27 protein-coding genes are annotated in these 22,370 nt (G+C 60.9%); 11 read left to right on the top strand and 16 right to left on the bottom strand.

Going from position 1 to position 22,370, the window contains the following annotated elements; genetic code table 11:
- Positions 1-383: 383 nt before the first annotated feature.
- A complete protein-coding gene (locus AB8B31_RS29545) occupies positions 384-566 on the bottom strand; it encodes a hypothetical protein (protein WP_018246308.1) in 183 nt (60 codons plus the stop codon).
- 70 nt (positions 567-636) lie between these two features.
- Here AB8B31_RS29545 and AB8B31_RS29540 point away from each other — a divergent pair, with 70 nt between their 5' ends.
- Positions 637-1,278 carry an alpha/beta hydrolase family protein gene (locus tag AB8B31_RS29540; protein WP_018246307.1) on the top strand — a complete coding sequence of 214 codons (642 nt, stop codon included), beginning with the start codon at positions 637-639 and terminating at the stop codon, positions 1,276-1,278.
- A 34-nt stretch (positions 1,279-1,312) separates the two neighbouring features.
- Here AB8B31_RS29540 and AB8B31_RS29535 read toward each other — a convergent pair whose 3' ends face one another.
- From AB8B31_RS29535 to pcaQ, 4 genes are all read right to left on the bottom strand, one after another.
- A complete protein-coding gene (locus AB8B31_RS29535; protein ID WP_018246306.1) occupies positions 1,313-1,984 on the bottom strand; it encodes an RES family NAD+ phosphorylase in 672 nt (223 codons plus the stop codon).
- Complete coding sequence (locus tag AB8B31_RS29530; RefSeq protein ID WP_018246305.1) at positions 1,981-2,502, bottom strand: MbcA/ParS/Xre antitoxin family protein; 522 nt, start codon at positions 2,500-2,502, stop codon at positions 1,981-1,983. The genes AB8B31_RS29535 and AB8B31_RS29530 overlap by 4 nt, the downstream gene beginning before the upstream one ends.
- 93 nt (positions 2,503-2,595) lie before the next feature.
- Positions 2,596-2,730, bottom strand: a complete 135-nt coding sequence (locus tag AB8B31_RS29525; protein ID WP_018246304.1) for a hypothetical protein — start codon at positions 2,728-2,730, stop codon at positions 2,596-2,598.
- A 54-nt stretch (positions 2,731-2,784) separates the two neighbouring features.
- Entirely contained in the window at positions 2,785-3,702 is a 918-nt protein-coding gene (gene pcaQ, locus AB8B31_RS29520) for a pca operon transcription factor PcaQ (RefSeq protein ID WP_018246303.1), read from the bottom strand.
- Between the two features lie 95 nt (positions 3,703-3,797).
- On the opposite strand from pcaQ, the gene pcaD reads away from it, so the two are divergent.
- The 6 genes from pcaD (at position 3,798) to AB8B31_RS29490 (ending at position 8,392) form a co-directional block, all read left to right on the top strand.
- Positions 3,798-4,607: a 3-oxoadipate enol-lactonase gene (pcaD, locus tag AB8B31_RS29515; protein WP_018246302.1), complete on the top strand. Its 810-nt coding sequence runs from the start codon at positions 3,798-3,800 to the stop codon at positions 4,605-4,607.
- The gene (gene pcaC / locus AB8B31_RS29510; protein WP_018246301.1) at positions 4,604-5,008 is read left to right on the top strand and encodes a 4-carboxymuconolactone decarboxylase; all 405 of its coding nucleotides are present in this window, start codon (positions 4,604-4,606) and stop codon (positions 5,006-5,008) included. Before pcaD ends, pcaC begins: the two co-directional genes overlap by 4 nt.
- A 9-nt stretch (positions 5,009-5,017) precedes the next feature.
- Positions 5,018-5,767: a protocatechuate 3,4-dioxygenase subunit beta gene (gene pcaH, locus AB8B31_RS29505; protein ID WP_018246300.1), complete on the top strand. Its 750-nt coding sequence runs from the start codon at positions 5,018-5,020 to the stop codon at positions 5,765-5,767.
- Positions 5,768-5,769: 2 nt separating this feature from the next.
- On the top strand, positions 5,770-6,381 hold the full coding sequence (gene pcaG, locus AB8B31_RS29500; RefSeq protein WP_018246299.1) for a protocatechuate 3,4-dioxygenase subunit alpha: 612 nt from the start codon (positions 5,770-5,772) through the stop codon (positions 6,379-6,381).
- A gap of 129 nt (positions 6,382-6,510) precedes the next feature.
- Entirely contained in the window at positions 6,511-7,557 is a 1,047-nt protein-coding gene (locus tag AB8B31_RS29495; protein ID WP_018246298.1) for a 3-carboxy-cis,cis-muconate cycloisomerase, read from the top strand.
- 67 nt (positions 7,558-7,624) lie between these two features.
- Positions 7,625-8,392, top strand: coding sequence for an SDR family oxidoreductase (locus AB8B31_RS29490; protein WP_026188745.1), 768 nt, complete (start codon positions 7,625-7,627; stop codon positions 8,390-8,392).
- A 119-nt stretch (positions 8,393-8,511) separates the two neighbouring features.
- Here AB8B31_RS29490 and AB8B31_RS29485 read toward each other — a convergent pair whose 3' ends face one another.
- The 7 genes from AB8B31_RS29485 to AB8B31_RS29455 all read right to left on the bottom strand — a co-directional run bounded on the left by AB8B31_RS29485 (position 8,512) and on the right by AB8B31_RS29455 (position 14,134).
- Complete coding sequence (locus tag AB8B31_RS29485) at positions 8,512-9,342, bottom strand: shikimate dehydrogenase family protein (protein ID WP_018246296.1); 831 nt, start codon at positions 9,340-9,342, stop codon at positions 8,512-8,514.
- A 4-nt stretch (positions 9,343-9,346) separates the two neighbouring features.
- Positions 9,347-10,414 carry a Gfo/Idh/MocA family protein gene (locus tag AB8B31_RS29480; protein ID WP_018246295.1) on the bottom strand — a complete coding sequence of 356 codons (1,068 nt, stop codon included), beginning with the start codon at positions 10,412-10,414 and terminating at the stop codon, positions 9,347-9,349.
- Positions 10,415-10,458: 44 nt separating this feature from the next.
- The gene (locus tag AB8B31_RS29475) at positions 10,459-11,223 is read right to left on the bottom strand and encodes an amino acid ABC transporter ATP-binding protein (RefSeq protein WP_018246294.1); all 765 of its coding nucleotides are present in this window, start codon (positions 11,221-11,223) and stop codon (positions 10,459-10,461) included.
- A gap of 53 nt (positions 11,224-11,276) precedes the next feature.
- Entirely contained in the window at positions 11,277-11,918 is a 642-nt protein-coding gene (locus tag AB8B31_RS29470; RefSeq protein ID WP_018246293.1) for an amino acid ABC transporter permease, read from the bottom strand.
- Positions 11,919-11,928: 10 nt separating this feature from the next.
- Positions 11,929-12,597 (bottom strand): amino acid ABC transporter permease, encoded by a 669-nt coding sequence (locus AB8B31_RS29465; RefSeq protein WP_018246292.1) that lies wholly within the window; start codon positions 12,595-12,597, stop codon positions 11,929-11,931.
- 31 nt (positions 12,598-12,628) lie between these two features.
- Positions 12,629-13,072 (bottom strand): type II 3-dehydroquinate dehydratase, encoded by a 444-nt coding sequence (locus tag AB8B31_RS29460; RefSeq protein ID WP_026188744.1) that lies wholly within the window; start codon positions 13,070-13,072, stop codon positions 12,629-12,631.
- A gap of 231 nt (positions 13,073-13,303) precedes the next feature.
- Positions 13,304-14,134 (bottom strand): transporter substrate-binding domain-containing protein, encoded by an 831-nt coding sequence (locus AB8B31_RS29455; protein ID WP_018246290.1) that lies wholly within the window; start codon positions 14,132-14,134, stop codon positions 13,304-13,306.
- 248 nt (positions 14,135-14,382) lie between these two features.
- Between AB8B31_RS29455 and AB8B31_RS29450 the strand changes: the two genes are divergently transcribed.
- Entirely contained in the window at positions 14,383-16,278 is a 1,896-nt protein-coding gene (locus tag AB8B31_RS29450; RefSeq protein ID WP_018246289.1) for a bifunctional sugar phosphate isomerase/epimerase/4-hydroxyphenylpyruvate dioxygenase family protein, read from the top strand.
- An 8-nt stretch (positions 16,279-16,286) separates the two neighbouring features.
- On the opposite strand, the gene AB8B31_RS29445 is transcribed toward AB8B31_RS29450, so the two are convergent.
- Together AB8B31_RS29445 and AB8B31_RS29440 are read right to left on the bottom strand one after the other, a co-directional pair.
- Positions 16,287-16,961: a GntR family transcriptional regulator gene (locus AB8B31_RS29445; protein WP_018246288.1), complete on the bottom strand. Its 675-nt coding sequence runs from the start codon at positions 16,959-16,961 to the stop codon at positions 16,287-16,289.
- A 76-nt stretch (positions 16,962-17,037) separates the two neighbouring features.
- Positions 17,038-17,706: a GntR family transcriptional regulator gene (locus tag AB8B31_RS29440; protein ID WP_018246287.1), complete on the bottom strand. Its 669-nt coding sequence runs from the start codon at positions 17,704-17,706 to the stop codon at positions 17,038-17,040.
- A 511-nt stretch (positions 17,707-18,217) separates the two neighbouring features.
- On the opposite strand from AB8B31_RS29440, the gene AB8B31_RS29435 reads away from it, so the two are divergent.
- The 3 genes from AB8B31_RS29435 (at position 18,218) to AB8B31_RS29425 (ending at position 20,470) form a co-directional block, all read left to right on the top strand.
- Positions 18,218-19,048, top strand: a complete 831-nt coding sequence (locus AB8B31_RS29435; protein WP_018246285.1) for an MBL fold metallo-hydrolase — start codon at positions 18,218-18,220, stop codon at positions 19,046-19,048.
- 148 nt (positions 19,049-19,196) lie between these two features.
- On the top strand, positions 19,197-19,571 hold the full coding sequence (locus tag AB8B31_RS29430) for a GFA family protein (RefSeq protein WP_018246284.1): 375 nt from the start codon (positions 19,197-19,199) through the stop codon (positions 19,569-19,571).
- Positions 19,572-19,630: 59 nt separating this feature from the next.
- The gene (locus AB8B31_RS29425; protein ID WP_026188743.1) at positions 19,631-20,470 is read left to right on the top strand and encodes an alpha/beta fold hydrolase; all 840 of its coding nucleotides are present in this window, start codon (positions 19,631-19,633) and stop codon (positions 20,468-20,470) included.
- Positions 20,471-20,491: 21 nt separating this feature from the next.
- Here AB8B31_RS29425 and AB8B31_RS29420 read toward each other — a convergent pair whose 3' ends face one another.
- The gene (locus AB8B31_RS29420) at positions 20,492-21,244 is read right to left on the bottom strand and encodes a polysaccharide deacetylase family protein (RefSeq protein ID WP_018246282.1); all 753 of its coding nucleotides are present in this window, start codon (positions 21,242-21,244) and stop codon (positions 20,492-20,494) included.
- Positions 21,244-22,332 (bottom strand): glycosyltransferase family 4 protein, encoded by a 1,089-nt coding sequence (locus tag AB8B31_RS29415; RefSeq protein WP_018246281.1) that lies wholly within the window; start codon positions 22,330-22,332, stop codon positions 21,244-21,246. Before AB8B31_RS29415 ends, AB8B31_RS29420 begins: the two co-directional genes overlap by 1 nt.
- Positions 22,333-22,370 lie beyond the last annotated feature (38 nt).

The following is a 22,370-nucleotide window of genomic DNA, read 5'->3' as shown; positions in this document are numbered from 1 at the left end:
TGGTTGCGGGGGAGGAATTGAACCTGCGGCCTGGTTATGAGGCGCCCGCCACTTCCGGCCGGAACGTTCAGAACGCGCCAGAATGGGCGCAAGGGCTGTAAAGCAAAAAGGGCGCTCGACCCTTGCGGGGAGCGCCCTTATCCTGTCGGACAACGAACAATTCGACGACGTCGATACCGCGCGCATCCATTTTTCAGGCAGGGCAGGTATATGGACCCTTTCCGCCGGGGTTTCAAGAGGCGGTTCTGCACGACAATTGACCCCAAAACAGGATGATTTTAGGCCGGGTCCGTCCAAAATCTGAATCCTGTTCTAAATTAAAGAGTTAGAGCATGAAGTCGTCCGAAAACCGCTCACACTTTTCGCCATCATGCTCTAGTCGATCAAGAGGCGACCCCGGTGAGCGGATTGACCACAGGTCGTTCGCTTTTGTCCCTGACGCCAGCCGGCTGCACCGCCGGCGGCGCCATCGATTCTGCGTCTGCGGGCTCCGGCTTGTCGGGAACGGCGCCGACATCTTTGGGGCGCCGTTGCTCGGGCTTTACGTTTTGATCATTCGTCGACATTGTCAGTCTCCTTTCCAGCAAGAAGTCACGGCCATCGACATGGTTCCGACGATGGTATGGAGGATTACCGATGCTTGACAGGTTTCTATCGCAGGGGCCTCAGGATGCGCGCTTCACGATCCTTCTGGCGCATGGTGCCGGCGCGCCGATGGATTCGGCATCGATGACAGCAGCGGCAAATGCGCTCGCCGACGCCGGCTTCCGTGTGGCCCGTTTCGAATTCGCCTATATGGCCGCCCGCCGCACCTCGGAAGGCCGCAAGCCGCCGCCGCGGGCCGAAACGCTCAATCCCGAATACGAGGCGGCCATTGCCGAGCTCGGCGCCAGCGGCCCGCTTATCATTGGCGGCAAGTCGATGGGCGGCCGGGTTGCCAGCATGATCGCCGACGATCTTCATCGTCGGGGAAAGATTGCCGGCCTGCTCTGCCTCGGCTATCCCTTCCATCCGCCCGGCCAGCCGGAGAAACTGCGCACCGGCCATCTCACCGGGCTGACGACGCCCGCGCTGATCTGCCAGGGAACACGCGACGAATTCGGCACGCGGGACGAGGTGCCGGGTTACGATCTGTCCGACAGAATCGAGATCCTCTGGCTCCAGGATGGCGACCACGACCTCAAGCCGCGCAAGACGATCTCCGGTTTCTCCAGTGCCGATCACCTCGCCACGATGGCGAAGGCGGTGAAGGCATGGGCCGAACGATTGCCGGTTTGAGCATCACCATTCCCGGCGCCGGCAGGCGCCGTCGTCAGGCAGCAAGCTTCCTGACATCGATGCGCCGGTCAGTGGCGGAAACGGTGATTTCGAAGTGGTCGGCCTGCACCACGTCGCGAATATTGCGCGGGCGGTGGGCGACGATGGCCACTCCGCCTTTCAGCCGGACACTGTCATAGAGGATACCGGCGCCGCCGCTCGAGCGCACCTCTTCCCCCAGCACTTGCGACGCCGCATAGCTGGTGCCGTCATAGACATGGGGCCGCAGCCTCTCTTCGCCGCGAATGTCGAGGTAATCACCAATCAGGTTGGCCGAATAGCTTCGATAGGTGCGCGCCATCGTCGCGACGCCGCGCGCGAGCGCTTCGCGCCTGAGATGATGGCCAACTTCGGCGGCGGCTGTGCGGAGATCGTCGGCTGCATACCAGGCACCGAGATCAGGGCCGTTGAAGCGCATTCCTCCCGGCGCAACATGCAGGAATGCCGCCATGACAATACTGGCATTGGCAACGCCATAAACCCATTGGTCCTCGGGAAGCCGTTGGATGCGGTCGGCGACGAGCCGGTCGTTGGTCCAGCCGACGAGCTCCATCACGGCTTCGAGATCGGCCACCCGCGTCACCGTCTCAAAAAGTCCGATAGGCGGAAATTGCGAGGGGATCAGCCGGTACGATGGACGCGGCGCCTGGGCAAAACGATCCCTCACCGGAAGACGATGTCCGTATCTTCGTAAGGCGTGAAGGCTTCGTCGAGCATATTTGGCTGCATGTAGAGACCACCGCGCGCGCCATCGAGAAAGCGGCGTACAGTCATCAACCCGTCCTGGGTCCCGTTCGTCAGAATATCAAGCGGCGGATGCCCGCTGAAAAGGAGCGCCTGATGCGGAGTGCGCAGCCAGGCGACGCCGGCGCGTTCATCCGAAAAAAGCACGCCGAGTGCCTGATGGATGCCGAGCACGGCCGAGATGCGGGTCAGCGTATCGACATCGAGCGTGAAAGCGCCGTGCTCGCGCGCCTGTTTGGCCCAATTGTGGTAGGTCGACCTAGAGGGATAACCGAGCACGAGCAGACGCTGCTCTTCCGTCAGCCCCCAGAGATCGGCGATCGCCAGAAAGGTTCGCAGGGCCGGGGCGCTCAGCCTCTTGCGGTTTGCCGGAGCAAACCGCTCGGTTTCCAGCCGCTGTGGCCGCTGGCCTTCTCGTTGCTCCCGTCGCGCATGTTGCATAAGGGCCTCCTGTCTTGAATTAGACATAGTCCAAATCTGGGCACTCAACAAGCGAATTTAAAGAGCTGGTTCTGCTGACCACCGATTTAGCCGTCACCATAATCCAGGCAGCAGCCGGTACCGGACCTTGCGGCGGTATTCGTCATAACCCGGCAGGTCTCTTGTCAGATGCTTCTCCTCGTCCAGCAGCCGCGCAGCAATTCCGGCAAAGGCAGGGACGAATTTCACTGTCGCTTCCGTCGCCCAGATCCTTCTTCTGATCCTGGTCCGACCTCCGCTACTTCAGGAAACCTCACCTGCCGCCTCTCGGATAGTCTGCATCAGGATCGATTGCGGCAGCGACGGCACGGCATCGGCGCGCATCGTCAACCCGACCGGCCCCTTGGTCTCGCCGGTATCGATCGGCAGAAGCGCCAGCCGCCCGTCGGCGACATCGTTGGCCACCACGCCGTTGGAAATGATCCAGATCGCATCGCTTGCCCTGAGGAAAGCGCGGCCGAAGGAATCCGACACCGTCTCGATCTGGTTCGGCAGGCTGGAGACGCCGTTGACGATGAGGAAATTTTCGACCACCGGCCGGATGATCGACCCCCGCGTCGGCATCAGCACCGTATAGTTGCCGAAGCCGGCAAACAGCGATTGCCGGCCGTCGAGCAGCGGATGGCCGGCGCGCACGGCAAACACCACCTGCTCGGAATAAAGATGTTCGAAGGAAAAGCCCGCCATCTTCTCGGCGCCTGCCAGACGTCCGACGACGATATCGAGATCGCCGACGCGAAGCTGTTCCAGCAGTACCGCGTTCTCACCAGTGACGATCTTCACCCGGCTCCAGGTCTTCTCCTTGAGGAAGAGTTCCATCGCCCGCGGCATGATGCGCGATGACACCGTCGGCAGTGCGCCGATACGAATCGGCGGCGCATCGGCGAACTGCTCCTGCGAAACGGAATCGAGACCCTGGCGCAGCGCGGTCAGCGCAGCGCCAGCGTGCCGCAGGAAGACCTCGCCGTACCGGGTGATCTTGATGCCGCGGCCATCGCGCTCGAAAACATCGACACCCAGCACCTGTTCCAGTTCGCGGATCGTCTTGGTGACTGCCGGCTGGCTGACATGCAGCAATTCGGCGGCCTTCATGACGCTCTTCTGCCGCGCCACCTCGACAAAGGTTTGCAGATGGCGGAACTTGACCCGGCTGTCGATCATCGTTCGCATAACTCCAAGGTTATCGAAACGCCAATAAATATCATTTTACTTAACCGGATCAACCAGTCAATTTCACCATTCAGGAGGAGAGTGACGTGCAATTCGCCCGCATAAACGACGTGACGATCCACTATCAGGTCATCAGCGCCCCCGCCGACAGGCCAGTGATCATCTTTACCAATTCGCTCGGAACGGACTTCCGCATCTGGCGCGACGTCGTGGTACGGCTTGCCGGTGAATTTGCCATCGTGCTTTACGACAAGCGCGGCCACGGCCTTTCCGATGTCGGCCAGCTCCCCTCATCGATCGAGGATCATGCGACGGATCTCGCCGGCCTTCTCGATCTGCTGTCGGTCAAGGATGCCGTCATCTGCGGCCTCTCCGTCGGCGGCCTCATCGCCCAGTCGCTCTATCACCGCCGACCCGACCTGGTCGGCGCACTGATCCTTTGCGATACCGCCCACAAGATCGGCACTTCAGAGAGCTGGAACGCCCGCATCGCCGCCGTCGAGAAAAACGGTATCGGCAGCATTGTCGACGCCATCATGGAACGCTGGTTCACACCCGCCTTCCGCCGGCCCGAGAACACCGCCTATGCCGGCTATTGCAACATGCTGACGCGCCAGCCCGTCGAGGGTTATGTCGCCGCTTGCGCCGCGATCCGCGATGCCGACTTTACCGAAATCGCAAAGACGATCACCGTGCCGACGATCTGCATCGTTGGCGACCAGGATGGCTCGACGCCGCCCGATCTCGTGCTTTCGACCGCGAAGCTGATATCAGGCGCTCGCTACGAAGTGATCCGCGATTGCGCGCACATTCCCTGCGTTGAGCAGCCGGAGGCGCTGACGGCGATCATCCGCGCCTTCCTCACATCCATTCCGCCTGGAGAAGTCCGCCCATGAATGAGACCGCGTCCTCCTCCGAACGTTATCGCCAGGGCATGGCGACCCGCCGCGCCGTGCTTGGCGACGCCCATGTCGACCGCGCCGCCGCCACATCGACGGAGTTCGACCGCCCCTTCCAGGAACTGATCACCGAAGCTGCCTGGGGCCATGTCTGGTCGCGCCCGGCGCTGACGAAGCGCGAGCGCTCGATCATCACGATCGCTCTGCTCGCGGCCCTCGGCCAGGACGACGAGGTCGCCATGCATGTGCGCGCCACCGCCAATACGGGGGCAACCCGCGAGGATATTTGCGAGGCGCTGCTGCATGTTGCAATCTATGCCGGCGTTCCCGCCGCCAATCACGCGATCAAGATCGCAAAGCAGGCTTTTGAACAGATGGACGCCGAAAAGGCGGCCTGAGGGAGAAAAATGTCCGAACGACCGAACCGCAAGCCCGAGACCGGCGGCTTCTTCGCCCGCGACCGCGCCTGGCATGCGCCAGCGCTGACCCCCGGCTACAAGACCTCGGTGCTGCGCGCGCCGCAGCGCGCGCTGCTCTCTCTCGACGGCACGATTTCCGAGACCACCGGTCCGGTCTTCGGCCATGCGATGATCGGCGAACTCGACAACGACCTGATCCTGAACTACGCGCAGCCCGGCGAAAGTGCGATCGGCGAACGCATCATCGTCCATGGCCGCGTGCTCGATGAGCGCGCCAGGCCGGTTGCAGGCGCCTTGGTCGAGTTCTGGCAGGCCAATGCCGGCGGCCGCTATCGCCACAAGAAGGAAACCTATCTGGCGGCGATCGACCCGAATTTCGGCGGCTGCGGCCGCGCCATCACCGACGAGGACGGCCGCTACCATTTCCGCACCATCCGCCCCGGCGCCTATCCCTGGCCGAACGGCATCAACGACTGGCGTCCCGCCCATATCCATTTTTCGATCTTCGGGCATGGCTTTGCCCAACGCTTGATCACCCAGATGTATTTCGAAGGCGATCCGATGATCTGGAAATGTCCGATCGTCGGCACGATCCCCGACAAGGCGGCGATCGAGCAACTGATCGCGCCGCTCGACTGGGGCAACACCATTCCAATGGATTCACGTGCCTATAAATTCGATATCGTGCTGCGCGGCCGTCGCTCGACGATGTTCGAAAACAGACTGGAGGGCAACTGACCATGCAGCAGCTGGGCTACCTCAAGGAAACCCCGTCGCAGACGGCCGGTCCCTATGTCCATATCGGCCTGACGCCGAATTTCTGCGACATAACGGGCGTCTACGACACCGATCTCGGCATCGAGATGGTCAACGACAAGACGCTCGGCGAGCGTATCACCGTCACCGGCCGGATCTTCGACGGCGCCGGGGCGCTGGTGCGCGATGCGGTCATCGAGATCTGGCAGGCCGACAGCGCCGGCCTCTACAACAGCCCGTCGGAAATGCGCGGCGCCGCCGACCCCAATTTCACCGGCTGGGGCCGCTGCCCGACCCGCGCTGAGGACGGCGTCTACAGCTTCGAGACCGTCAAGCCCGGCCGCGTTCCCTTCAAGGACGGTCGCAAAATGGCCCCGCACATCACCTTCTGGATCGTCGCCCGCGGCATCAATATCGGCCTGCACACACGCATGTATTTCCCGGAGGAGACGGAGGCCAACGCCGCCGATCCGCTGCTTTCCCGCATCGAACATCGCGAGCGCGTCGCAACAATGATCGCCACGCGCGACGGCGCGACCTGTCATTTCGACATCTATCTGCAGGGTCCGAAGGAAACGGTGTTTCTGGATATCTGAGGGCCAGCCGCGCAAGTCGCTTGTTCACAGGGCTCTGTGTAGGTAGCGTCCCCCTCACCCTACCCTCTCCCCGAGGGGAGAGGTGGCGGCAGCCGGATGAGGGGGCCGCCACCACAAACCGAGACGCTCATGACCGCATCGCCCTTCGACCACCCCTTCCTCTCCGGCCTGCTCGGCGACGATGAAATCGCGCCCTATTTCTCCGCCGCGGCGGATATCCGAGCCATGCTCTCCTTCGAGGCCGCGCTCGCCAAGGCGCAAGCCGCTCATGGCCTGATCCCTGCCGAAGCGGCAAGGCGTATCACTGACACCTGCGCTGCCTTCTCAGCCGATGTGCCCAGTCTTCGATCGGCGACGGCAAGGGACGGTGTCGTCGTTCCCGACCTCATCAAGCAGCTGCGCGCTGATGTCGGCGAGGAGGCGGCAAAAAGCCTGCATCTCGGCGCGACCAGCCAGGATGTCATCGATACCAGCCTGATGATCCGCCTGAAGGCCGTCGTCTTCCTGTTTGCCGGCCGGCTTTCCACTATTGCCGCAGGACTCGATGCGCTCGACCGCCTGTTCGGCCGGAACCAGCTGATGGGTCATACCCGCATGCAGGCGGCGATCCCGATCACCGTCGCCGATCGCCTCAATGCGTGGCGCGCACCGTTGACGACCTATCGCGACCGCCTGACCGAGCAGAGCTTTCCCGTCCAGTTCGGTGGTGCGGCCGGCACACTGGACAAGCTCGGATCGCACGCCTCCGCAATCCGCGCTTCGCTGGCCCAGGAACTCGGCCTCACGGACGCACACCAATGGCAGAGCGGGCGTCTGCCGATCGCCGATATTGCCGGCCTGTTCGCGTCGATATCGGGCAGTCTCGGCAAGATGGGGCAGGATATCGCGCTGCTTGCCCAGGCCGGCGATGAGATCGAAATCTCGGGCGGCGGCACCTCGTCGGCGATGGCGCACAAGCAGAACCCCGTTTCGGCCGAAGTCCTCGTCTCGCTCGCCCGCTTCAACGCCACTGTTCTATCAGGCATCCACCAGTCCCTCGTCCACGAACAGGAACGCTCCGGTGCTGCCTGGACGCTCGAATGGCTGCTCCTGCCGCAAATGACGATGGCAACCGCCGCCAGCCTGCGGCTCGCCGGGGAGCTTGCAGGAAATATCAAGAGGCTTGGAAGGGCCTGATCCAGCACCTTTGCATGTAGTGCCGGAAACCGGTTATGCAGAGTGCAACGAAATCAGGAGCAGCCTTGTGACCTTTCCCCTCTTCGACCTCTCCGGCCGCCGCGCCCTCGTCACCGGCTCCAGTCAGGGCATCGGCCGCGCATTGGCGGTCGGGCTTGCCGAGCATGGCGCTTCGATCATCATCAACGGCCGCAACGCGCAGAAGGCGGAAGCCGCCGCCGAGGATATCCGTCGCAGCCATCGCCATGCCGTCAGCGCCGCCTTCGACGTCACCGATGCCGAGGCCAGCCGCACCGCCATCACCTATATCGAGGCGGAGATCGGCCCGATCGACATCCTCGTCAACAATGCCGGCATGCAGTTTCGCACACCGCTGGAGAACTTCCCGGTCGATAAATGGGACGAGATCTTCAAGACCAACGTCTCCAGCCTATTCTATGTCAGCCAGCCGGTCGCCCAGGCAATGATCTCACGCGGCCGCGGCAAGATCATCAACATCGCCTCCGTCCAGGCCGAACTCGCCCGTCCCGGCATCGCGCCCTATACCGCCACCAAGGGCGCGGTGAAGAACCTCACGCGCGGCATGGCGACCGACTGGGCGAAATACGGCCTGCAGATCAATGCGATCGCGCCCGGCTATTTCCGCACCCCACTCAACCAGGCGCTGGTCGATGATCCCAAGTTTTCCGGCTGGCTGGAAAACCGCACACCGGCCGGCCGCTGGGGCGAGGTCAAGGAGCTTGTCGGCGCTGCCGTCTTCCTGGCCTCGGATGCCTCCTCCTTCGTCAACGGCCACATGCTGACCGTCGATGGCGGCATCACCGCCTCGCTCTAGAACAGGATGATTTTAGGCCGGATCGGCCTAAATCTGAATCCTGTTCTATATTATATGGTTAGAGCATGATGTCGTCCGAAAACCGCTCACACTTTTCGGCATCATGCTCTGAATTCGCATCATCCGAGTTTGGCGATGGCACGCAGGTTATCGGCCGTCGTTGTCGGGAATTCGAAGAATTCGAGATAGGCGGGGATCTGTTCGAACAACATGTCCGTCCCAACCTGAAATACACAGCCGCGCGCCCGCACGGCCTCGAGAAAAGGGGTTATCTCCTTCGTCATCACGACTTCGCCGACGAAGGTCGATGGGGAGATGCGGTCGATATCGATTGGCAGCGGGTCACCCCGTCGCATTCCGAGAGGCGTCGCGTTGACGACAATGTCGAAACCTGTCGGATCGGCGGAGCCGACCGTCACTTCAAGATGCGGATAGTATTTCTTCAGCCTGTCCAGCAGCGCGGTCGCGGTCGTCTCGTTGGCGTCGAAGATCGCAAGATGGGCGACGCCCGCCTGTGCCAACGACGCCGCGATCGCCGAGCCGACGCCGCCGGCACCAGCGATGAGCGCACGGGCTCCTTCAACCTTTTTGCCCTTGCGCAACACGCCTCGAACGAAGCCCTCGCCATCGAACATGTCACCGATCAGCCTGCCGTCCGAACCGAGACGCACTGCATTGCACGAGCCGGCGACTTTTGCGTTGGTCGAGGTTTCGTCGAGCAGCGCCATCGTCGAAATCTTGTGCGGCATCGTGATGAGAGCGCCGTGGATATTGGATAGCCGGAACAGAAGCTTCAGAAACGCCGGATAGTCCTCCGGCCTGCAGCCCATCGGCACGACGACGGCATCAATTCCGGTCTTCTGAAAGTAAGGATTGTAGATCAGCGGCGCCTTGAAGGACTCCGTCGGATAGCCGAGGTGAGCGATGAGTTTGGTCGTCCCGGTGATCATGTGGTCAGACTTTCTGGGGATCGGAAGAGGCGCTGGCCTTGGCGAGGTGGATCATCTGCCCCGAGCGCGCCGATCTCTTGATCGCTTCGACGACCCTGAGAGTCGCAAGGCCCTCCCGGCCACTCACTAGAGGCGTGGCATCACCACGGATAACGTCGCAAAAATGTCTGAGCTGAACGCAAAGGGGATCGGCTGCTGCGTAGTGCACCCGCTCCTGGGCAAGCTGCTCCAGCCAATCGGGCCTCGAAGGGCTCGTCCACAGTGTCAGATCAGGAATTCCGAGCGAGCCCTTGGTGCCGCCGATCTGGTAGCAGAATTGATCGTAACGGGGAAAAGCAGGGTTCTCCCCGGTGGTCATCTCCCAGCTCCAGGGCGCCGCCACGGCATCACTGCCGTTGAGAGTGGCAAGCACCCCGCTTTCGAAACGCAGCGTCACGACAGCCGTATCCTCGACAGCATGGTTCCGCACGGCGTGGGATTCCATCGCATGGACGGCTTCGACCTCGCCGAAGAAATATCGGAAGAGATCGACATCGTGGATCAGGTTGACGAAGATAGGGCCGGCGCCCGCTTCGCGCCGCCAGGGGATGTCGAAATACTCGTCGGGCTTGGCGACCCAGAACGTGCCGTGCACCGTGATGATCCGGCCAAGCCTTCCGCCGTCGACGATCTGCTTGACCGCCTGGATCATCGGATTGTGGCGCCTGTGATGGCCGACCAGCACCGGTATGCCTGCCTTCTCGCCGGCGGCAACCAGCGCCCCTGCAGCATCGACATCGTCGGCGATCGGTTTCTCGATCAGAACAGGGATGCCGGCAGCGATGATCTCCGTTCCGTTCCCAACGTGGAGCTGGTTCGGTGTTGCCACGATGACGCCGTGAGGCCTGTCCTCGACGCGGATGTCTAGGAAGCTCCGGCACCATCGGGCGCCGACATTCTCGGCAAAGTCGCGACCGGCGGCAGAAGGATCAATCACCGCCGAGAGAACGGTTCCGGGCTCTGAGATAATTCGCTCGACGTGGCGCCTGCCGATGAGGCCGGCTCCCATGACTGCAATCTCTAGCGGCTTCATTGCCGGCTCCCATAATTTGCCAGACGCATCGACCCTGAGACGGCTTACTTCCGCAGGATTTCTCCGAGGAATTTCCTGGTTCGCTCATGCTGTGGGTTTGTGAAGAATTCGGCGGGCGGGGCTTCCTCGACGATCGCGCCGCTGGCCATGAAGATCACGCGATCGGCGACCTGGCGGGCAAAGCCCATCTCGTGCGTGACGCAGATCATCGTCATGCCCTCATCGGCCAGCGCTATCATGGTATCCAGCACCTCTTTGACCATCTCCGGATCAAGCGCCGACGTCGGCTCATCGAACAGCATCACTTTCGGCCGCATGCAAAGCGCGCGGGCGATGGCCACGCGCTGCTGCTGGCCACCAGAAAGCTGCACCGGGTATTTGTCGGCCTGCTCCAGGATCTTGACCCGCTCGAGCAGGCCGCGTGCCCTTTCCTCGGCCTCCGCCTTACCGACGCCGACAGCTTTCATCGGCGCCAGCATGCAGTTCTGCAGCACGGTCAGATGCGGAAACAGATTGAACTGCTGGAACACCATGCCGACCTCACGGCGGATCGCATCTATGGTCTTGGCCTGATTGCCGAGAAGAATCCCGCCAACGCGGATTTCCCCTTTCTCGTAGGTCTCAAGATGGTTGATGCAGCGAATGAGCGTCGATTTCCCGCTGCCGGAAGGCCCGCACAAGACGATCCTCTCGCCGCTGCGAACCGATATGTTGATGTCGTGCAGGGCTTGAAAAGCGCCATACCACTTCTCCACCCGCTCCATGGTGATCATGGTCTCTGCGCCTTGGGCAGGATTGGGACTGGTCATCAGTAGAACTCCGTATTGGCGGCTGGACCGCGTCGAAGAATGCGAGATGCGGATCAGCGCGCAGAGGCGGCAAACTTTCGTTCGAGGCGCGCGCCAAGAATCGTCAGTGGGCAGCACATCAGGAAATAGAGAACGCCGACGATGCCGAAGACCGTCAGCGGTTGGAAGATCTGGTTGGAGATGATGTTGCCGGCGCGCGTCAGCTCGGTGAAGCCGACGATCGATGCAAGCGAAGTGCCTTTGATCAGCTGCACGAGGAAACCGACCGTGGCAGGCAGCGAGATGCGCAGCGCCTGCGGCAGGATGACATCCTTCATGCGCGACACATATCTGAGGCTGAGAGCCTTTGCCGCTTCCGTCTGGCCGCGTGGAACCGCTTCGATCGATCCGCGCCAGATCTCACCCAGATATGCGCTGGCATGCAGGGTCAGGCCGATCGCGACAGCCACCCAAGCATCGAGCATCAGCCCCACCAGCGCCAGGCCGTAATAGACGACGAAAAGCTGCATCAGCAGCGGTGTTCCCTGGAAGACGGCGATATAGCCAGCCGTCAGGCGTTCCAGCAGCGGTATGCCCGAGGCACGGGCAAGAGCGATGCCGAGCCCTGAAATACAGCCGCAGACAAAGCCGACAGCGGACAGGACCACGGTCCATTTCAAGCCGATCAGGAGGAAGACGAATTCTTCGTGACCCATGGAATTCCTCCTACTTGACCGGATATTTGAAGTAGCGCGCCGAAAACAGCGCGAAGATGCGCATCATCAGCCAGGAGATCACGAAATAGAAAATCGTGACCGTGAAGTAGACCTCGAAGCTCCGGAAGCTCTCCGACTCGATGCGCTGCGAAACGGAAGTCAGCTCGTAGGCCGAAATCGCCGATGCAATGCTGGTGGTCAGCGTCAGGAGGACGAACTGGCTGGTCAGGGACGGATAGATCGCCCGCAATGCCGGCTTGAGGATGATCAGCCGGAAAACCTGAGCCTTGTGCAGACCAAGGGCCAGACCCGCTTCCATCTGTCCCTTCGGGATCGACTGAACGCCACCGCGAATGATCTCGATGGCGTAGGCGCCACCGTTGATGCCGAGCGCGATAATCGCCGTTGGTGTCGGATCCAGCCTGATGCCCGTCAGCGGTAGCGCAAAATAGATGAAGAAGATCTGGACCAGAAACGGCGTGTTGCGGATCAATTCGACGAAGGCGATGACCAGCCATCGGGCCGGCTTGAGCGCAGAGTCGCGCAAGGCTACCCCGCCAATTCCGATGATGATCGCCAGTAGCATCCCACAAATGGCAAGCAAGAATGTCCCGAGGCAGCCGAGCAGAAGGCTCGGCAGGCCATCTATGACCGGGGTGAAATCCAACTTATAATTCATGGCGATCCTTCTGGTCCGTCTTCCTGAAAGTTCAGTCCCGCTTGACCATGCCTGCCATCGCCTGGATGGCCAGCTCGTAGCCGTCGGCTCCAAAGCCGATCATGATGGCCGTGACGACGCGCGAGATCAGCGAATTGTGGTAGATGCTCTCACGCGCATGAACATTCGAAATATGCAGCTCGATCTTCGGCGGGTCGAACATTTTCAACGCATCGAGAAGAGCGATCGATGTGAACGTATAGCCGGCAGGATTGATGATGATGCCACAGGCGTCGGTCCGGGCCTGGTGCACGCTCTCAACCAGTTCGCCCTCAAAATTGGTCTGGCGAAACTCGACGTCGAATCCGAGCGCCTTTGCCTTGGTCACGCAGCGTTTTCTGATGTCGGCAAGCGTCGTGGTTCCATAGATCGCCGGCTCGCGCTGACCGAGAAGATTGAGGTTCGGTCCATTGAGCACAAAGATTGGTTTGTTCATGATCGCGCTCCTGGATGCGGGCAGAGCCTTAAGCATGGCGGTTGCGTTGCCGGGCATTGCATGCCCGGCCTTGTTTGGTGAAGAGTTGCCTCTTGTTGGACGTCATCCTCGGCCTTGTGCCGGGGATCTGCCGCCGTAGATGCTCGGGACGAGCCCGAGCATGACGGAGGAGTGGTTGGCAGGCCCTGTAATCAGCCGGAAGGCCGGGCCCCGTCCACCTTTGCCGTTCACTCAGTTCGCCGCAAACGGAATGCCTTCCAGCGTTTCCGGGAATTCCGGGACCGGAACCTTCATCCACTTGTCGTAGACTGCCTTGAGTTCGCCGTTGGCCTTGATCTTGTCGATGAAGGTGTTGAGCGCCGCATTGATTTCCTTTTCGCCGAGACGCGTGCAAGCACCGTTGTAGAGCTTCTGGAACTCAAGCTTGTTTTCGAATTCGCCCGGACGGGCCTTCTCCACCCGGTCCATATAGAAAATGTTGCCACCAAGCGTCTCGACTTGGCCGGACACCAGGGCCTGGACGCTCGCGGCGTCTCCATCATAGCGCCGGATGGTCGTGCTCGGCGGCGCGTTCTTGGTGACCTGCGTGTCCTGAGCAGCGCCCTTGGCGACGCCAACCGTGAACTTGGCCATGTCGGCATTCGTCTTGATCTCGGCCGATTTTGGACCAATCAAAACGATGGCATTGGCAACATAGGGCTTGCTGAACTGCACGGCCTTTGCACGATCTGGCAGCATTGCCATCGTCGCGAACAGAACGTCGACACGGCCGGCCGTCAGTGCGGGAATGCGGTTGTTGACTTCAAGCGGCACGAACTCGACGGAAACGCCCAGTTCCTTGGCAAACAGCGTCGCGATGTCGGCATCGAGGCCGTCCTGTTTGCCGCCGCTGGTCACAAAGCCCCAGGGCGGGTTGTCACCCTGAATTCCGACGATGATCTTGCCGCGAGCCTTGATTTCGTCAGGCGTGACGGCGGCGGCCGGTTGCGCCAAGGTGACGGCAGCCACCAGGGCCGCGGCTCCGAGCATCGCATTTCGGCGCGTTAGCAAAGACTTGAACATGTAATTCCTCCTCCTTTGGCGGTCATTCGACCGGACAGCCACCTCACCTTTTGACTGTGAGAGGAATGATTGCCAGAGACGAGCACTCAAATCAACAGAGTTTTTCAAAATCATATGAGAATTTATAATAAGACACGCTATTTGAATTCCTCACGACATTTGCCATAATAGTAGCGAGCGGTTTTCTGGAACGCATCGTCGTGTTCGGCGCTCGTTCAATCTTGCACGGATATCGGAAGGGCTTTGACATGAGGACCTCGATTGCGACTGTAACGATCAGCGGCGAACTCCCGGAGAAGCTCGAGGCGATCGCCCGGGCGGGCTTCGACGGTGTCGAGATCTTCGAGAATGACTTCCTCGCCTTCGACGGAAGCCCGGCCGATGTCGGGAAACTCGTCCGCGACCATGGCCTGGAGATCACCCTGTTTCAGCCATTTCGTGATTTCGAGGGCATGCCGGAGCCGCTGCGAAGCCGCACATTTGACCGCGCGGAACGGAAGTTCGACGTCATGCAGCAGCTCGGAACGGACCTGGTGCTCGTCTGTTCAAACGTCTCGCCGGCAGCCATCGGCGGCATCGACCGGGCAGCGGAGGACTTTCGGGAACTCGGCGAGCGTGCCGCCAGGCGTGGACTGCGGGTGGGCTACGAGGCGCTTGCCTGGGGTCGCCATATCAGCGACCACCGCGACGCCTGGGAGATCGTGCGTCGCGCCGATCATCCGAATGTCGGCCTTATCCTCGACAGCTTCCACACCTTGTCACGCAAGATCGACGTCAACTCCATCCGCTCAATTCCCAAAGAGAAAATTTTCATCGTCCAGCTTGCCGATGCTCCGTTGATCGACATGGACCTGCTCTATTGGAGCCGCCACTTCCGAAATATGCCGGGTGAAGGCGACCTTCCCGTTACGGCGTTCACCGAAGCCGTCGCGGCAACAGGTTATGATGGGTATTTCTCCCTGGAGATCTTCAACGACCAGTTTCGAGGCGGTTTTTCGCGTGCGATCGCGGCCGACGGCCACCGCTCCCTGATCTATCTCGGCGATCAGGTACGCCGCCATCTCGGCATCGGAAGCATGACCGGAGCGGCGATGCCGGAAAGGCCCTCCGTAAAGGGAGTCGGCTTCGTCGAGTTTGCCACCGACGAACAGGATGAAGTCGAGCTGGTTGCATTGCTGCGCACCCTCGGGTTCAAAAAGACGGCAATCCACCGCACGAAGAAGGTCTCTCTTTTCGAGCAGGGCGAGATACGGATCCTCGTCAATGTCGATCAGGCAGGATTCGCCAATGCGGCCTACGCCGTTCACGGTACCTTCGCCTATGCCATGGCCCTGGTCGTCGACGATGCCGTCAAGGCCTATGAGCGCGCGCTCGCCTTGGATGCCGAGCCATTCACCCAGCCTGTCGTAGACGGTGAGCTTGAGCTGCCTGCCATTCGGGGCGTGGGAGGCGGGATCGTCTATCTCATCGACGACAAGAGCGCATTGGGTCGCTTCTCGGAAATCGACTTTCAGCCGGTCAGCGATGACAGCGACGCGCCGTCGGCAGGCCTTTTGCGCATTGATCACGTCGCCCAGACAGTCGGCTACGATGAAATGCTCACCTGGCTTCTGTTCTACACGTCCATTTTCGAGACGCGGAAGACCCCGATGGTCGATATCATCGATCCAGCCGGGGTGGTCCGCAGCCAAGTTGTCGAGAACGAGTCCGGCGCGCTGCGCATTACCATGAACGGAGCCGAGAATCGCCGCACCCTGGCGGGGCATTTCATTGCCGAGAAATTTGGGGCCGGCATACAGCACCTGGCGTTTTTGACCGACGATATCTTTGCAACCGCCGAAAGCCTTCGTGTCTGCGGTTTCAGATCACTGCACATTTCGCCGAACTACTACGACGACGTCGAAGCACGCTTCGGCCTCGATCCTACCCTGACCGAGCGGCTGAAGTCGGAGAACATCCTCTATGACCGGGACGAGCATGGCGAGTATTTCCAGCTCTATAGCGGAACATATGGAGAGGGTTTCTTTTTCGAGATCGTCGAGCGCCGCGGCTATCGCGGCTACGGCGCGCCGAACGCAATTTTCCGGATCGCCGCCCTGAAGAAACAGATGCGTCCGGAAGGAATTCCGAAAGACGCCTTTTGAGCCCCTGGTTAGGTAATCCGGCCGCTCTTGAGCACATGCTCCACGCCGCTTTGAACGTGCCGTCTGACGACGTCGGTCGCGCCGGCGACGTCGCGCTGAATGGAAAGTTCAAACAGAAGCCTGTGGTCATCGACAACAGGCTTGCCCCGAAAACTCTCGGCCAGCATATGGTAGCGGAGAAAGCGGTCGAAGACGGATGACAATGTCGCCATCAGCGTCGCTGAATTGCAGGCAGAGACGATCGCCTGATGGAACTCCCAGTCGTATCGGACCCAGTCGACGGTCCGCGAGACGTCGCCGGCAAGGAGCTTGCGTTCCGCGGCAGCCAGCCGGTGATGTGCGGCGACGATGCGCCCCTCCCATTCGAGATTTCCCGCAGCGAAGGCAAGGCCGATCGCATGTGTTTCAAGAACGATCCTGAGGTCGGCTAGCTCGAGGAGTTCTCGGCGCGAAGCAGGGCTGACTTCGAAGCCACGCTGGCCCTCGGCGACAACGAGATTTTCCGTGGTCAGGCGGCTTAGAATTTCGCGCAGCGATGAAATGCCGATGGAGTAGCGCTCCTTTGCCTGCTCCAGCTTGATCTTGGCCCCCGGCGGCAATGTCCCCGATATGATATCCTCGCGGATCTGCCGGAAGACGACATCGCTTACTGTTTCAGCCGGGTCATGGACTTGCTTGAGCATGGAGCTTTTCCTGGTTTCGCCGAAATGCAATCTACGTGGTGGACCTAAAGCTCGAAGAGAAACGTCCGGATCATTTCTATCTCAGCGTCCCTCTCGCCAGCGCATGTTCGACCCCGCCTTGGATATGCAGCACAAGCACCCGCTTGGCCGTCTCCGCGTCACGTCGCAATGCCGCATCCAAAAGCTGTTGGTGTTCATTGGCCGCGACATCGCCTCGATAGGACAAGGCAACCATCTGATATCGCAAATATCTGTCGAAGATCACCGAGTGCGTCTCCATCAGCAGTTTCGATCCACAGGCGGATATCAGAGCTTGGTGAAACTCCCAGTCGTAACGCTTCCAGTCCTCTGCCCTGCTGGTGTCGCCGGATGCCATCACCTGTTCCATCCGCGCCAATTTGTAGTGCGCTGATACCAGGGGAGCTTCCCACTCCACGTCGCCATGCACGAACGACTGCTCCAGCGCATGTGTTTCCAGCAGAAGCCTCAGCGCCGCTGTCTCCTTGAGGTCCGAAACGGACACTGGAGACACTTCGAAACCTTTTTGTCCCTCGGCAACGACAAGCCCCTCGGACGACAGCCGATTGAGCACTTCTCGAAGTGTACTGATGCTGGTCTCGTAGGACTCCTTCAAGCTTTCCAGCTTCAACTTTTGTCCGGGGGTCAGCCGACCAAAAATGATGTCGGCTCGAATGCGCCTGTAGCTGCTCTCGGCAATGGTCTCGTTGATAACCGGCTGCAACATGGCGAGTCTCTTATATTTTCTGTATCGTCGGATATATCTCTTTCTGGCATTCTCAATCAAGGAAGCATTCGCAGAATAGGAATTAGAATTTCCTCATATGATGCTGGTTTGGCCGGAGAACGCGGATGCGACTGGGTCGAGCAGGGCCTGACCACAATACAGCGCCAAATGCCTGTGGGGCCAAGCCCTTTGGCGCGGCTTTTCGCGCTGCTCCTAAAACTGGATTTTTCGGCTCAACAGGGCGGCAATTGTTTTTTCAATCGCGCGCAACCATCTAATAAGCATGACGTACGGGAAAATGTCCCCGCCCTCAGCAGCCCGTTTACCGAAAACCAACCATACTGGGTTGCTTTCCGAAGCGAAAGCCGATTGCTTAGGAAAATCTACTTCTTCTTCCGCTAGCGGTTAGGAGAATGAAAGGGGCCGCAGGCAAACCCGTGGAATTCTACTGCTTCGCATCGGGATGAACAATGACTACGATGGCGACGTGGGAAGGCCGGTTTGAAGAACGATGACGACAGATTTGTTTCAGGTAAAATTTTGGGGCGTCCGCGGCAGTATTCCCGTGTCGGGCCCCGAGTTCGATCGCTACGGCGGTAACACTTCCTGCATCGAAATTCGCTGCGGAAAACATCGGATGATCTTCGACGCAGGCTCCGGCCTGCGCGAGGCTGGGCTATCGATGATCGCCGACAGCGTCAGCGACGTCGATCTGTTCTTCAGCCACTGCCACTACGACCACATCATCGGCCTGCCCTTCTTCAAGGCGATCTATTACCCCTCGATCAACGTCAACATCTGGTCCGGCCATCTCGATGGCAAGATGAGCACGCGCGAAATGGTCGAGCAGTTCATCAGCCCGCCCTGGTTTCCCGTCAAGACCGACATCTGCCAGGCGACGATGAACTTCCGCGATTTCCATGCCGGTCAGGTGCTGACCCCTCACAAGGGCATCGAGATCAAGACCTTCATGCTGAACCATCCGGGCGGCGCCATCGGCTACCGCATCGAATGGCAGGGCCGCTCGGTCGCTCTCGTCTATGATATCGAGCATATTCCAGGCAGCTATGATCCGGTTTCGCTGGAGATGATGCGGGACGCCGATCTCGTCGTCTACGACTGCACCTACAATGAAGACGAGATGCAGCGCTTCAAGGGCTTCGGCCATTCGACCTGGCAGCATGGCACCGAGCTTGCGAAAATGGCGGGCACCAAGCGCTTCGCGCTCTTCCACCACGCCCCCTCCCGCACCGACGAACAGCTGGCGGAGATGGAAACGCAAGCGCAGGCAGCCTTCCCCGAATCCTTTGCCGCGCGCGACAATCAGATCGTGATGATCTAGCAGCTCCGCTAACGGCCTCCGTTATCCTGTCCAGTCCGAGGCTCTTCGACTACGTCGAACTGAGCAGGCCTGCGAACGTCACGACGGAACAGATGCTGGGCCGGACCGTTTTCCCCGCAGCGCAAAATCAACGAAACAGGCATCCGTCATGACCGTGCTTTCCGGAAAGTGTCTCTGCGGGCAGGTGCGCATTTCTGTCCGCGGCGAACCCTTACGCGTTGGAATCTGTCATTGCACGGATTGCAGGCAAGAAAGCGGTTCGGCCTTTACCTTTTATGGGATCTGGCCCGCCGGCCAATTCGAACATTCAGGGGAAACCGCCGCGTTCCAAGGTCGGCATTTCTGCACCGGGTGCGGTTCGCGGCTGTTTTCCGCCGATGACCAGGAGGCGGAAATCAAGCTTGGCATCCTCTCCGAGGCGCCGACGCCTCTGGTGCCGAGCTACGAACTCTGGGTCAAACGCCGCGAGCCGTGGCTGCGACCGGTGGAAGGCGCCGAGCAGTATGACGAAGACCGAAGGTGAAGAGAACGACGAACGATTCTGAGGAGCTTTCCGATGGCCACTCTCGTCGACATCGCTGGATGACGGTTGCAGGCGTCGAGACTTTTTACCGCGAGGCCGGCCGAGAAGATGCGCCGGTCTTGTTGCTGCCGCACGGATATCCCTGCTCATCCTATGAGTTTCGCAATCTCATGCCGCGCCTTGCCGATCGTTGGCGCCTGATTGCGCCGGATTTCCCGGGTGCGGGCTACAGCGGCACGCCTGATGATTTCGACTACAGCTTCGATGGATACGCTGCCTGGCTGGAGGCCTTCATCGGTGCGATGAATGTCGACCGGTTTGTCCTCTACCTCCACGACTTCGGCTCGCCTATCGGTGCGCGGTTGGCGATCAGAATCCCCCAGCGCATCGTGGCGCTGATCATCCAGAATGGCGATATCCCCTATGAAGATGCCCTCGGACCGAAGTATGCGGATATCGAGGCGACGTGGACGCTTCCAAGATCGGAGATGAGAAAGGCGCTGGCGGAGGCGGTCAGCGAGGCCGCCTTCAGGCACGAATTCCTCAACGATCTGTCGCCCCATCTGGCCGATACGATCCCGCCAGATCTCTGGAAACTACATTGGTCGCTGATCACGCCGCGGCGCAAGGAAATCGCCATAGACCTGATCGCCGGACTGGAGGAGAACCGGGCCTGGTTCCCGGAACACCGCAAATACCTCAGCGAATACCGGCCGCCGACCTTGATTGTCTGGGGTCCGAACGACCACTACATGCCGGAAAAATCAGCGCGAGCCTATCTCCGCGATCTGCCGGATGCCGAACTCCATATCCTGGCCGGCGGCCACTGGCTGCTCGAGACGCATCTCGATGACGTCGTAGCGCTCATGCGAGAGTTTCTCGGGCGAGTTCACGCGTGATTGCTGCTTTCCGCGAGTGTTCTAAGTCTCGAGAAGTGCTGACGCCGCCGACCAGCGGACGGCGGGATGCCGGGCAGTGATCGCAAACAAGGCCGACAGGAAATCCCACGCCGCCGCATCATGCACCAGATGGTGGGTGAGCACGCCAACAGGCTCCTCGCCGCCGGCAAACCGGTCGCGAAGCTCGGCGACCAGTTCGGCCACCAATTCCGCCTCGCCCCGTCCGCCCCGCGTGCCGTGCCAGTCGATGATGTCGACATGGGTGTTGAGCAGCGGCACCGGACCGCCCTGCCTTGCCCGCCCATAGACCGAAAGGGCTGCAAATCCGAGCTCCGGCAACGCCGGGATGAGGGCCGCATCGATCCGGTTCCACGGCGGCACCAGCATCGGCAGGAAGCGAGCCGGATGCAGTCGCTCCAGCAGCCGGAACCCTTCACGCAACTCGCCGAGCACGGCATCCGCCGGCCGCTCGCCGCCGAGTTCCTGCTTCTTCGCCTCAGGCCCTGCATGGTTCGTATGAGACCAACCATGCGCCACAACAGTGATGGCTGTTTCCTCCACCAGGCGCGCGGCCAAGGCCTCACCGGTCAGGCCGGGAATAACCGCGAGCGTCAGCGGAATATCGTTTTCGCCCGCCAGTACCATCAGCGTCTCCAGCGCCGGCGTCGGCTCGACGGCGTCGTCATCGCGCAGCCAGAACCGCGCCACGCGGCCGGCAGCCTGCCAGCGGTCAAGCTCGCGGCACAGAGGGTCCCAGGCTATCCCGTCGGTCATCACGTCACTCCTATTCCTGCATTGTCCCGCAAAATTCCGTTCAAAACCTGCGCCGCCATCGCAAGCGAGCGTTGCCCAAGCGCGAAGCGCCGCGCCGTCTGCCCTATGGCGTCGCGCCTTTGCCTGTCGTCAAGCAAGGCGGTCACAGCCTCGGCATAGGCGGCGACATCGCCATCCGGCGTCAGCAGGCCGGTCACCCCAGCCTCGACCACCGCTGGCACCCCTGCCGTTTCCTGCGCAACGACAGGCAGGCCGGCGGCCTGGGCTTCCAGATAGGCAAGACCATAGGCCTCGCCGCAGCCGGGCCAGACATAGAGGCCGCCATGCCCAAGCAGTTCGGCGATCTCGACGGGATTCCGCTCGCCCAGCCATTCGATGCGGCCGGGAAAATCGGCAAACAGCGCCTGTACCTCCTGGCGCATCGGACCATCGCCGATGACGGCAAGCGTCCACGGGCGTTCTTCGATCAGCCGCAATGCTCTCGCGAGCATCGCATAACTGTCCATCTTGTCGCCGGCCCGCATCATCGCAACCGTCATCAGCCGGTGCGGATCGGGCGCCGGCGACGCCCTCTCGAACAGCGCCGTGTCGATGAAGGGTTTCAGCCCGGCAAGCCGCGCCTGCGGAAAGGCGGCTGTGAGCCCGGCCTGGTCGCGCTCGGTGAAGCTGATATTGACCGCCGCCTGCATGATCGCCTCGCCCACGCGTTTCTGTGATGCTGCCCAGCCGGTTCGGTCGCGTTTTGCCGCGTAGGAGGCTTCGGCGGTGACATAGGGAATCGCGAATTCGGCTGATATCGCCGGCCCGAAGGTATCGGGCGATTTGTAATAGGGGTGATAACAGAACCAGAGTTCCGGTCGCGGCCCAGATTTCCATGTCAGCCGCAGCCGCTCCAGCTCGGCGGAGATGGCGGGTTCGAGCGCGGCTGCCGCCTCCGGTGTCGAGGCATAGGTGCGGAATTCGGAGGCAATGTCGACCTGATGTCCGCCAAGCTCCAGCGCCCGGATCAGCAGCCGCGCCATCAGCCGGTCGCCCGATGGCACCGGATGGTTCGGCGATTTCATCGGCGCGTAGAAAGCCACCCGCATTGGGACACCTCAGGTAAGACACACTGTTTACAAGTTTC

The organism is Rhizobium sp. 62_C5_N11_2 (assembly GCF_051811185.1).
GTDB lineage: Bacteria > Pseudomonadota > Alphaproteobacteria > Rhizobiales > Rhizobiaceae > Rhizobium > Rhizobium leguminosarum.
The sequence above is the reverse complement of the archived record's forward strand: the minus strand, read 5'-3'. Positions and strand labels throughout refer to the sequence as shown.